13 protein-coding genes are annotated in these 11,630 nt (G+C 58.9%); 11 read left to right on the forward strand and 2 right to left on the reverse strand.

All coding sequences use genetic code 11. From position 1 onward, the window contains the following. The 10 genes from QU481_RS06240 to QU481_RS06285 all read left to right on the forward strand — a co-directional run. On the forward strand, positions 1–554 hold a 554-nt coding region (locus QU481_RS06240), incomplete at its 5' end, for a DUF3304 domain-containing protein (RefSeq protein ID WP_346432423.1). A gap of 100 nt (positions 555–654) precedes the next feature. Beyond that, a complete protein-coding gene (locus tag QU481_RS06245) occupies positions 655–1,200 on the forward strand; it encodes a DUF3304 domain-containing protein (protein WP_289829068.1) in 546 nt (181 codons plus the stop codon). Beyond that, a complete protein-coding gene (locus QU481_RS06250; protein WP_289829069.1) occupies positions 1,185–1,487 on the forward strand; it encodes a hypothetical protein in 303 nt (100 codons plus the stop codon). Before QU481_RS06245 ends, QU481_RS06250 begins: the two co-directional genes overlap by 16 nt. Before the next feature lie 177 nt (positions 1,488–1,664). After that, entirely contained in the window at positions 1,665–3,224 is a 1,560-nt protein-coding gene (locus QU481_RS23980) for a T6SS phospholipase effector Tle1-like catalytic domain-containing protein (protein ID WP_289829070.1), read from the forward strand. Between the two features lie 7 nt (positions 3,225–3,231). Then, entirely contained in the window at positions 3,232–3,798 is a 567-nt protein-coding gene (locus tag QU481_RS06260; protein ID WP_289829071.1) for a DUF4123 domain-containing protein, read from the forward strand. Positions 3,799–3,818: 20 nt separating this feature from the next. After that, entirely contained in the window at positions 3,819–4,505 is a 687-nt protein-coding gene (locus tag QU481_RS06265; protein WP_289829072.1) for a hypothetical protein, read from the forward strand. Positions 4,506–4,588: 83 nt separating this feature from the next. Further along, positions 4,589–5,164 carry a DUF3304 domain-containing protein gene (locus QU481_RS06270; RefSeq protein WP_289829073.1) on the forward strand — a complete coding sequence of 192 codons (576 nt, stop codon included), beginning with the start codon at positions 4,589–4,591 and terminating at the stop codon, positions 5,162–5,164. A gap of 61 nt (positions 5,165–5,225) precedes the next feature. Next, positions 5,226–6,866 carry a T6SS phospholipase effector Tle1-like catalytic domain-containing protein gene (locus QU481_RS06275; RefSeq protein ID WP_289829074.1) on the forward strand — a complete coding sequence of 547 codons (1,641 nt, stop codon included), beginning with the start codon at positions 5,226–5,228 and terminating at the stop codon, positions 6,864–6,866. Beyond that, positions 6,826–7,224 (forward strand): hypothetical protein, encoded by a 399-nt coding sequence (locus QU481_RS06280; RefSeq protein ID WP_289829075.1) that lies wholly within the window; start codon positions 6,826–6,828, stop codon positions 7,222–7,224. The genes QU481_RS06275 and QU481_RS06280 overlap by 41 nt, the downstream gene beginning before the upstream one ends. Positions 7,225–7,325: 101 nt before the next feature. Then, positions 7,326–7,655 (forward strand): type VI secretion system baseplate subunit TssF, encoded by a 330-nt coding sequence (locus QU481_RS06285; protein WP_289829189.1) that lies wholly within the window; start codon positions 7,326–7,328, stop codon positions 7,653–7,655. 289 nt (positions 7,656–7,944) lie between these two features. Here QU481_RS06285 and QU481_RS06290 read toward each other — a convergent pair whose 3' ends face one another. Together QU481_RS06290 and QU481_RS06295 are read right to left on the reverse strand one after the other, a co-directional pair. Continuing rightward, positions 7,945–9,159 (reverse strand): helix-turn-helix transcriptional regulator, encoded by a 1,215-nt coding sequence (locus QU481_RS06290; RefSeq protein WP_289829076.1) that lies wholly within the window; start codon positions 9,157–9,159, stop codon positions 7,945–7,947. Positions 9,160–9,534: 375 nt separating this feature from the next. Continuing rightward, a complete protein-coding gene (locus QU481_RS06295; RefSeq protein WP_289829077.1) occupies positions 9,535–10,596 on the reverse strand; it encodes a 3-ketosteroid-9-alpha-monooxygenase, oxygenase component in 1,062 nt (353 codons plus the stop codon). Between the two features lie 235 nt (positions 10,597–10,831). Here QU481_RS06295 and QU481_RS06300 point away from each other — a divergent pair, with 235 nt between their 5' ends. Then, complete coding sequence (locus tag QU481_RS06300) at positions 10,832–11,626, forward strand: SDR family NAD(P)-dependent oxidoreductase (RefSeq protein WP_289829078.1); 795 nt, start codon at positions 10,832–10,834, stop codon at positions 11,624–11,626. Positions 11,627–11,630: the final 4 nt, after the last annotated feature.

An 11,630-nucleotide genomic window follows, 5' to 3' on the forward strand; every position in this document is an offset into this window, starting at 1 on the left:
AATGCGGGATGACACGAGTACAGTTAACTAGTCTGCTCTTATTTTTGGCTAACCTGGCCGCCTGCCAAGGTTTTGGCCAACCACAAACTGTCGGTGCGGGTGCCAGTGTAGTGAATACGGTGCCCAATACCACCATTGTCAGTGTTTACTACAACGGTCAAGGCGTAAGCAGCGGGGGCGGTGAAGGTTGCTGCGTAAGCCTGCCTGCCAAATGGAAACCGGGCATGACTGCGACCGTTGAATGGGTAAAAGACCCTAGCCCTGGAACAAACCCAGGAGGAATCAAGGCGCCGCGGTGGAATGCAGATGGAACAACGCCTCCTGAGTGGAACAGGTGGATGAAGATTCATGAAGCAAATTACACTCGCCATTCAGTGACCATCTCCGTGCCGAGCTATGGAGAAACATGCGGTCTGGCCCTGGTTTTTTTGCCGTGCGGAGAAGTCCGTCCCGTGATTGACTGCAAGGAGCACAGTAGGGTCTTTGGTGGCAATGCTATGAAGCCGGAAATAATGCGGCGCCTGGGGGGAAAGAATACATGTCCGAAGTCATGATGATACCCACATTGCCATCGAAAGCCACTTGCCAACAAGGTGGCCCGCTTTGGTCTTATACAGAACTTATCACCATTTTGCCGCCGCAAGGAAATGCGGGATGACACGAGTACAGTTAACTAGTCTGCTCTTATTTTTGGCTAACCTGGCCGCCTGCCAAGGTTTTGGCCAACCACAAACTGTCGGTGCGGGTGCCAGTGTAGTGAATACGGTGCCCAATACCACCATTGTCAGTGTTTACTACAACGGTCAAGGCGTAAGCAGCGGGGGCGGTGAAGGTTGCTGCGTAAGCCTGCCTGCCAAATGGAAACCGGGCATGACTGCGACCGTTGAATGGGTAAAAGACCCTAGTCCGGGAGTAAATCCTGGCGGAGTGAAACCTCCAGCCAGAAATACAAACGGTTCCTCGACTCCAGAATGGGAAAAGTGGATGGATATTCACGAAGCCAATTACACTCGCCATTCAGTGACTATCCCCGTCCCTAAATATGAAAAAATCTCATCATTAGTACTAGTTTTCCTGCCATGCAATGAAGTCTACCCATTGATTGACTCGAAAGAGCACAGCAGAGTCTTTGGCGGAAATGCCATGAAACCGGAAATTATGCGACGCCTAGGAGGAAAGAATATATGTCCGAAGCCTTGATCGCTCCGCCGTTTCCGGAGAAAGGTTATTTGCCTACAAACCTGTCTGAGGTGATGGCCCAGCGCAAGCGGCAACAAGCCGAGGTCGCTGAAGAGTGCATGGCAGCCCGGGCGAAAGGCCAACCGGCCCCTTGCGCTCAAGTTCTGAATATCAGCCTGTTCTTCGATGGCACCAATAACCATGAAGAATCGGACAAAGCGGCCAGCCCGGTTTCGACCAGTAATATTGCGCGTCTTTATCATGCCACGATTCAGGACGATGCTCGCCCGAGCGGTTACTACACCTAGTATATTCAGGGGGTTGGCACCGTATTTAAAGAAATTGGAGAGCCCGAACCCGACCCCGGCGGCCTGAAATTCGCTAGCGGTGGCGAACGCCGTATCCTGTGGGGACTCACTCGGATCGTCGATGCTCTGCGTCGGGCTATCAGCGGTCAAGGCGACAAGTTAGATCTTGGCGAAGCTATGGGGCTGATCAAAAGCATGGAGTATGTGCGTTACAAGGATGAACACGACCGAGAAAAGGTTGCCCCTGCTTTAAAGGCCGATCGCAAGGCGGCCATGGCCAAAGCCATGAACAGCATTACCGCCAAGCTACCGACCTATAAACCAAAGATTCTGCGCATCAAACTGTTTGTTTATGGTTTCTCGCGTGGCGCGGCCGAGGCCCGTGCTTTCGTTGGTCGTCTGCTGGAGCTATGCGAGGAGACCCCGGGAGAATTCTATGGGGTACCAATCAGCATCGAGTTTCTGGGCCTATTCGACACCGTTGCCTCTGTAGGCCTGACCGAGCTGGCACCGGGGGCTGAGGGTCATATGGGCTGGGCCGACGGCACGATGGCTCTGCCTGCGGATCAGACTCTGCTCAAGTGCTGTGCTCACTTGGTCAGCTCGCATGAGCAAAGACTGTGCTTCCCCCTGGATTCCACGCGTCTAAAGAATGGCAACTACCCAGCCAGCAGCATCGGCGAATGGGCCTATCCCGGTGTACACAGCGATGTCGGGGGCGGCTATCCGCCGGGAGATCAAGGCAAGGCTCGTGATGGACAGGGCATGCTGCTGTCGCAATTACCATTGCTTCACATGTACAGGCTCGCGTTCGATGCAGGTGCGCCATTACGCGTTGACGCTTCTTTACTGAAGGAGACAGACCCGGAACAGTTGGCGACTCTACAGAAGAATGAGCCGTGGCGCTTCATGGATGACTCTACCCAACGTGAGTTTGGCTTCTCTCCTACCTTGCTGGAGCGATTCGAAGCTTGGCGAAAACAAGCCGGTGGCAGTGCCCCTTTGGAAGACATCATGCAAAGGCAAACCGCGCAGATTACTGCTTGGCGCATCGCCCGCTACGCAGGGGGCTTGCAAGGGAAGGGAGGCCCAGGCCAAGAGGAAGCCGAGTACTTCAAACACGCCAAGGACACGCCGGAATGGCAGATCAAACAGGAAGAGGCCGCCTGGAAACGGCAGCCGCGCGATGAGGCAAGCAAGCGCAAGCCAGTGGAACTGAAGAACCCAGACCCCAAACCAGGGGATCCAGAGAGCGTCTCGTACACGCCGAACACCGACAAGGCCTATGAGCCGACCCGTGACCAGACGCAGCTGAAGGAGGCAGCCAAGGACTTCAGCGACGATTACCTAGGGCGGACCACACTAGATGGGGGCTTTACAGGCAATCTCGTGTCCTTCTTCACCGCCTTTTCCCGTCCGTTCAGCGATGATTGCGGCATGGAGCTGCAGATGCTGCGCGAGGATGGCGAGCAATGGTATGACCAGGTATCCAACGATCCGCAATTGATGGCCTTCTACGATGAGCATGTCCATGATTCTCGCGCCTGGTTCATGCATTCGGCCCTCGGCAAACGCGAGCCCCATGGCACTTACCTGCGTTACCGCACCGTGTTCTTCACCGACGGCAACAGCAACAAGCCGCAAATCTGCAAATCGCCGCGCGCCACGTCTATTCAACGCACTTGGCAAGAAAAACACCACCAGAACCAGCCAGACTGGGCTCTTCAACGCCACTGAGAAGCTGATGGCGGCCTCTCCCATACTGGTCCAGTTTGGGATGGCGTCTTTTGCCCAAGTCCATCGCCTGCTCGGGTTTTGCGACGGCATGCCCATGGCCAGCGTGTGGCGTACCTCGGAAAGCCTGTCTGAGTTCGTGCAGCGCCTATTGCCATGGTGCGTGGTGAAGGCTGACGACCAGTACTTCAACCTGCGTTTCCCTGATACGCGCCGCTTGCTGGACATTGTCGGCGTGCTCAGCGATGAACAGCGCGCGCAATTTTTCGGGCCAGCCTCGCTATGCCTGCTGCCGCTGCGCGAAGGGGGGTGGAGCTGTCTGCCGGTTCCCGTCAGCGCAGAGCCCCCCACCGACAAGGTGGAGCTGGATCAAGCCCAAACACGGGCATTGATCCGCGCCGGAGAGGCGGACGAAACCCTGTATCAACTGCACTTTCACAGCCATATCGCACCCGCGGTGCTGGCAGATTGCTATCCGGTGGCAAAACGCGCCTTGCAGCAAGCCGATCGCGAGGGCGTGGATGCGCCAGCCGAGCGTTACATGCGCTGCATGGCCGCCTTGGGTGCGGCTGTTTGAATTCAACTAGAAGAAAAACCATGTCAAGCAAATTTCTTCAACGCGGCGCGCTGCTGCTGACCTTGCTCTGCCCTTTGCTCGCCAAGGCCGACGACTGGCTGGGGCAGTACGCGCTGGTGCCCAACGAGCGCATGCAGCAGATGTATGACGAGAACGGCGAACCGGCCGCGATGCTGACCGTGGTCAAGCTCGCCGATGGTTATGGGCTGGTCTCCAAGAATTTGGGCTGGTCCGAACCGAAGCCGGCCCAGCTGGAAAAAGATGGCCAAGCGCTGCGCGACTGGCTAGGCAGCGACGCCAAAGGTGTGAAATCCCAAGCGCTGGTCGCCCCGGGCATGGCCTTGATCCGCGTAGCCAAGGGCAGCACGCTAGAAGCGCGCAATGGCCGCAGCCACCAGATGCGCAGCGATTATCTGTTTGTGGTGCAGGCACTGGGCGTGGATCTTGAGCTGGAAAAAAATCGTCGAAACCATGATTGTCGGTTGGTACATCCGGAGGTCCCCTTTTCTGGAGATGACTCTCGGGTTGTTGCCGGTCGCTTTCTGACCTGCACCAGCTGGAATTTTACGAAGATAAATTCAAACACATTTGATTTCCCACACAAGAAGGCCGCGTATGAAGCGTCGATTTTTTATTTTGCTATTGAGCATACTACCTCTTACGGGTTGTTTTTTCCTTCCAATCGGAGGGGTATACCGAGCCAGTAATGAACCCATTCACACAAACCCTACGGAAAACTCTAAGTTGTCCTGAAACCCTTAATGCAAGTATCTAGGCAGGAAGCCTTAGCATGAAACGATCATTTCTCATTTTGCTTTTGAGCCTGCTGATGCTAAGTGCCTGCGCAGTGGTGGGCCAGAGCAATATCGGCGTGTCGCTGACTGCGGTCAACTACACCGACGAGGACTACGACGTGGTGGGGATCGCCCGCGCAGACGATCCTACGCAGTTGCAAGCAATGGACCGAGTGGCGGCCTACTCTGCCAGTGGCATCATGTGCTGCGTGTCTCTGCCGGATGTTTGGAAACCAGGGCTAAAGGTGGTTGTACTAACCCGCGCCGGTACCAAGGCCAAGACGCTGGAGGAATGGGATAAAGAAAAAATTCCTTTGATTCCGCATGAGCTGGAAGTGCCGCGTTACACGGAACCAGCCACGTTGTGGGTACAGATTCTGGATGGCGGCAAATTGGCAGTGGCGGTCAGCCGCTATGATCCGTCCAATGCGAATTGGCCGGGCGTGGTCAAGGGCTGGCCGAAGCCATCACTTTCGTTTAAGAAAAAAATCTGGCAAAGAGATTACAATATTTTAGTTGGAGATTTACACTCTCTTGAGAAAGGTATAAAAATGATCCTAGCAAAGAAATAGAATTCAGAGAAAATATTAAATACTTAAAAAATAGAATTAAAAAAATGGAGCAAAGTAAGCCATGACCAAGATGTGCAGTCCGGCACCTGCCTCATACTCCAATCCGTGTGACCGTGACAATTTCTTTTCTGCAAGCGATAAGAATAAATTAATCGACTGGGAGAAGCGAGAGCTTCGACCAATATGTAATCCCAATGCCAGCTGTGATTTCAACTTGTTTTTCGGCTTCTTTTTCGACGGGACGCGTAACAACTACAACCTGATTCAGAGCGATGAGGGTTTTACTAATGTAGCCCGGCTATATGACTGCTATCCCGGCCTTGGAGTCGATGGCGTCATCGCCAATGAACCCAAGTGGGAGAATGTAAAAAACGACTATCCTCATTTCTTCAAGGTCTACGTGCCAGGCGTGGGTACGCCGTTCAAGCAAGTGGAGGACACTGGCAAAGGCATGGACGCCACCTTTGGTGCTGGCATGGCCTTGTATGGTCACGAGCGCATCGTCTGGGGGCTGATGCAGGCGGTCAACAATCTGCACCGCTATTTCCTCGGCAGCGCCCTGGTGCCGGATGCGGAAGTGCTGCAGTTGAGCAAGCAACTGGTGATAACCGGCTGGAGCCTGAAAAATGGCGGCTGGCTCAGCGAGCGCGAGATGAGAGCGGGTCGGGAAAGCACGTTCGACGTGTTGCGCAAGGTATTGAAGAAGCTGCACGGAGCGATCAAGGATTTTCTTCCTGGTCCCGATGGAAAGCCCGCCAATATGAGCAAAGGCAAGGTCGGACACATACACCTGTCGGTTTTCGGCTTCTCGCGCGGCGCGACCAAGGCGCGCTCTTTCAGCAACTGGATGCAGCGCCTGTGCGAACTGGATGCTGAATTGACCGAGAATTACGGCCAGAAAACGCTGGGGGGCTTCCCGGTGTCGTTTGACTTTTTGGGCATCTTCGACACGGTAGCGTCAGTTGGCCTGGCTTCCTCCACCCTGTTGTTCGACGGCCATGCCGAGTGGGCGGACGCGGAGCAGTCTCTGCGGGTGCCGATGGGCATGCCCTGCCTACACTTGGTGGCTGGCCATGAAATCCGACGCAGCTTCCCGCTGGATTCCATCGAAGCACAGGGTGTCCTGCCGGCAAACAGCGAGGAGATCCTGTTTCCGGGCGTCCATTCCGATGTGGGCGGCGGATATTGCCCCAAGGATCAAGGTCGCGGCGCGACGGAAAAGGGTCATGACATGCTGTCCCGCATCCCGCTGGCGGTGATGTACCGCAAGGCTCGCCTGTCCGGCGTGCCGCTCAAGGCGGAGAAGATGCCGACGGCGGTGCAGTACCGCATGCAAGTAGACCCAAAGCTAATCGAGGACTTCAATGCCTACCTTGCCACGGTGCAGCGCAAGGAGGGCAAGTACAAATATCTACTGCGCGATCTGTACTGGCCGTATATCGCCTGGCGACTGACCTGGGTGGACAAGCTGGACAACGCTTCCTTGAAACAGCATTTCGACAATTTGCAGGGCGCAAAAAACGCGGACGTGAACGAACTGCTGGGCGCCAACAAGCGCCTCGCCGAGCACCTGAGCTATTTCCGGAGCTGGATGCGGCAGGAAAAAGTGTCGATAGGTCGATTGACGCGAGACTATTACCCGCCCCCCCCTGGACCCGAAGGTGGTGAAGGACTGGAGCGAATTCAAGCCGATCTGGAGTGACCTGGAGAAGGGCGAGGCGGGGCCATACCTGTCCCAGGCCGCCAGCCGCTTGTTCCAGTACTACGTTCACGACTCGCTTGCCGGCTTCCGGCCTACCGGCAAGGATGCCGCCGACGCCCTCAAGGAGATGAAGGCGCTGGCCGCCCGCAAGGAAGGGCTGACGGACGAACAGAAGGGCTGGGTCAAGCTATATGAGGACTCCAAAGGCACCCAGTTGCCGGAGGGTGATGTGGACGGCTACGAACCCTTCCAGCTTGGAGCGAGCTATCTGCGTTACCGCAAGGTATATGCCGGCGCGGACAATGTGCTGTTGACGCAGCTGCGTGGCGCGCAGCTGCCCGACGTCGTGCTGGCCTGATGCCGCAACTTGCCTGGCTATTCCATGAATTCCGTGTGTGACTGAATGCTTTTGAGTCTTTACTGCCTTATTACAAACGCGAACTCGGCTATCTGCGTGAGCTGTCCAGCAAATTCGCCCGGCGCTACCCGAAGATCGCCGGACGCCTCCAGTTGGAAGGCGACCTGTGCGAGGTCCCGCATACCGAGCGGCTGATCGAGTCGTTCGCGTTGCTCGCCGCACGCATCCACAAGAAACAGGACGGCGAGTGCCCGGAGATTGCCGGCAGCTTTCTCGACGTGCTGTACCCGTACTACCAGCGGCCGACAATTGCCAAGCGTTATCGCATCGACCGTGGCAGGCAGTGCATACCCAGCCGATGTAGACGAAAGGGAAAGGGAAAGCGAAAGGGAACAGATTTATTCTGGCTCTGCTCGCGTTTGTTTGCTTAGCCCATGGTATGGGGGAGCAAGGCTTCCGGGTGAGTCCCTTGTCGAGGCGTTCCATCGGCGGCGCCTGGCCGCTTGGCAGGCGCGAGGGAAGCCAAAGGCCAGCGCGGTGGGGGTCGCCTTTCTTTGCCTACATTCTTTGACGAAGCGAGACAAGAAAAGGAACTCGCCCATCGAGCGAGGCCAACAAAGCCACAGGTCTCACCAACGTTGGCCGACAAAACACCGAGCAGGCCCAGCAAAACAAAAACCCCGCCAAAGCGGGGCCCCTCCTATTCGGCCTACCGGCTCTTCAACCCAACGTCACCACACTATTCAGCAACACCCGCACCAGCGTGGTCTGGCGGGTCACGCCGGTCTTGGAGAAGATCGAGCGCAGGTGCGCCCGCGCGGTGTTGCGGCGGATGCCCATCTCGTCGGATGCCTCATCCAGCGTCATACCGTCAGCGAGCAGCGTCGCCAGCGCCGCCTCGGACGGGGTCAGGTCGAACAGGCGCATCACGATCTCGTGCGAAGGCTGGCTGCGCGATTCGGGGTCGCGCAGGAAGATCACCACCGCCGGTCGCTCGGCGCTGTCGTTCCACTCGTCCTCGGGCGCCGCGCGTACCAGTACGCCGATCTTGCCATTACCAGACGGCCGGGTCAGCGAGATCGCCTCGACCACGCTCGGGCCACCACTGCCGCGGCCGCCATTGCGCTGCTGCAGTGCCTGCTTGATCAGTCGCTGCAGCTCGCGGTGCTCCTGGCCGTATTCCGCCTGCAGATGGCCCTTCACCAGTTTCAGCCCGTCGGCTTCGGCGAGGATGTCCTGACCGTGGCGGTTGATCTTGATGATGTCGCCGCGCTCGTTGAGCACGATGGTGCCGATCAGCATGCGGTCGACCGCGCCAGCGTACATCTGCCGCTCCACTTCGAGCTGACCCAGGGTGCTGTGCATCTTCACCGCGCGCTTCAGGTGCGACAGCAGCTGCCAGCACACCGCCTTGTCGTAGGGACTGAACGGCACATCGTCGGCGCCACGGCACAACCGTAACCGGCACTCGATGCCGCCTGCCACCTTCAGGTCGGCACCGAGGATGTGCAGGATGCCGTGTGGTTCGACGAATTCGCGGTAGAAGGCATTGTCGCGCCAGGCCTGCTCGCCGAGCAGTTCGGCAGCGGTCACCACCTGGTTTTCGGGCAGGCCGATGAAGGGGTCGAGCGCGAAGAAGTGGGTGTTGTACGATGCAAGCCCTTCGGTGCTGACATGGCCGGCATTGATCATCACGCCACTCCAATTCTGCGCCGGCGGGCGCAGGATCAGCGTGGCGTGCGAGCAGTCGAGTTGCTCGCGCAGCAGCTCAAGAAAGCTGCGCCACGGCGGGTTTTCGGTGGCGCCTTCATACAGACTGTCGAGCAGAGCACTCAGTTCGGCCGGGTGAATCGTTGGGACATTGGGTATGTCAGCGGAAACGACGCAGGGTATCTCCTCCCGCGTGTGCACGGGGCGCAGCAAGGCTTGGGCCATCGGTTTTCTCCTCTGTTTCCTTTGATGGTCATGCTCTTATGGCCGTGTGTGTCCACGGCTGGTCCGGCTGTGTCGCCGGTTTGGCACTACTCCCTCCCAAGCCGGTACGGCTGCCGACCCAAGAACCTATTCACGCCCTGCTGCACTCGGGTGATCCTGCGTTGAAATGTCGCTCAACATGCTTATGGACTCCATGTCCATTCCGCTGTTTCGCGCCCTTTCGTCTTGGCTGACCATTCGTTCGCTAGATCGTGAACAGGCTCTTAACGCGGCAATCCTGTCCGGCTTGGTGAGGCGCGGGGGAAAGCCGCCGAGGCGCCGGCGGCAATCGTCCCTAGTGAAATCTGAATCAAATCTTGCTGAAAAGCCAACGACTTAATCAAAGTGGTAGAGCGACGGTTTTTTGTCGATACCCAGATCGATCTCGAACTCGCGGCGCTCGCACATATCGACCTCAATCTGCGACTTATCGACATAGAACTGCTGATACCAGCGCCGCGCTTGGTAGATCGGCCCGTCGCTTTCACACAACACCGGGTTGTCGATGCGCACCTTGTTGTCCCAGATTGCCACATCCTCCAGCAGCGCGTCCTGCGCCTGCTTCACATACTGTTCGGTGATCGCCCTGTTCTGTTCGTCGGAGAGGCCGGGGATGTGCTCCACCAGCACGCCGTAGTGCAGGCGGAAGCTGTGCTTGTCGATCGGGGTGTTGCAGGTGATCAGCATCGAACGGATGGCCAGCCCGTCGAAGGCGCCGTCCATTTCGACGAACAGGCAGCCTGGGCCGTGGTAGGTGGCGCGGCTGGTCAGGCGGCTCTCGCCGGACAGCCGGGCCGAGCTGCCGATCATCAGCTGGGTGGCCTTGTGTCCCTCGAACAGGTTGGCGAAGTACACCGGCGGGGCGCCGTGCACGAAGTCGAAGTGCGCCATGTCGGCGATGTTGTCGACCAGCTCGCGGCTATTGATATTGACCACCCACGAGGTCATCGCGATCTCGGACCAGTTGTCGGAGAAGCAGGCGCGGTAGCGCGGGATGGCCGCTTCCGGGTCGGGCGGGTTGCCCTCCGGGTCGTGCCAGACGAACAGCAGGCGGTTCTCCTCCAGCGCGTGCCAGCGGCGCACCTTGGCCTTGGGCGGCACGCGCTTGCAATACGGAATCTCGGCAGCCTTGCCGTCTGCACCGTAGCGCCAACCGTGGAACGGACAGGCCACCGTGTTGCCGTGCACCGTGCCCTGGCTCAGATCGCCACCCATATGCGGACACCAGGCGTCGAGCACCGTGAGTGCGCCATCCTCGCCCTGGAACGCCACCAGCCGGGTACCGAAGGCATCGATGCGGTGCGTCTGCCCGTCCTTGAAGTCGGCGGCCAGCCCCACACAGTGCCAGCCCCGCGCAAAGCGCTCGTCGATCGGCTTTGCTTCGATTTGGTGTGCCATCCGCAGTCTCCTTTGTTCTTATCGTAGAAATCCGATTCTTGGACGCACGCCGCGCAGCCTTCATCGTCCTATCGGACGATATCGTCAGCCTCGCAACCGTTCCGCCATGGGAAACAGCAGACCGCATATCACGACAAGCCGCCTAGTCCATGCGGACGATGTTCGGCCAGCCCCCTCCGCACAGCATCACCACAGACAACCTCACTCCCATTCCCGCAGCCACAGGCAGAGCACCATGTCCCATTCTCTCCCCACCCTCGCCGTGATCACCGGCGCCGCCCGCGGCCTCGGTCGGGCACTGGCCATCGAGCTGTCCCGCCGCGGCTACCGGCTGCTGCTGGCCGACCGAGACGCAGCGGTGCACGAGGTCGCCGAAGCGCTAAACGCCGACTCCCTGCAATGCGATGTCACCCGCGAGGCCGACCTGCTCGCGTTGCGCGATCGGGCCTTCGCCACCGGCCTGCCGGTGCTGCTGATCAACAATGCCGGCATCTTGCTGTCCGGCAACGCCTGGGACATCCCCGCCGCCGACTGGCGCCGCGTGCTCGATCTCAACCTGGTCGCCACCGTTGAAGCCTGCCGGTTGTTCGTGCCGGCGATGCAGGCGGCGGGCGGTGGCCAGATCGTCAACGTCGCCTCGATGGCCGGCCTGGCGGTCGGGCCGTGGCTGGCGCCGTACACCGTGTCGAAGTTCGGCGTGTTGGCGCTTTCCGAGTCGCTGTATCTGGAATGCCAGGCCGGCGGCCTGCCGATCGCGGTGTCGGTGGTCTGCCCCGGCCCGGTCAGCACCGAGATCGCCAACAGCCTGTCGGCCGACCCGGCCTCGCCGGCCGGGCAGATGGCGCTCGGTCTGCAGCAGCACATCGCCGCCGGTCTCACCCCGGCCGAGGCGGCGCAGCGCATCGCCGACGGCATCGCGGCACGCCGCTTCTGGATCTTCACCCACGAAGAGGTTCGCCAGGCCGCGCGCGCGCGCCTCGACCGCCTGCTGGCCGACCAGCCGCCGGCCCTGCCCCTTGCCCAGGAGTAAGCCC

Origin of the sequence: Crenobacter oryzisoli, from assembly GCF_030385785.1 — a bacterium.
GTDB lineage: Bacteria > Pseudomonadota > Gammaproteobacteria > Burkholderiales > Chromobacteriaceae > Crenobacter_A > Crenobacter_A oryzisoli.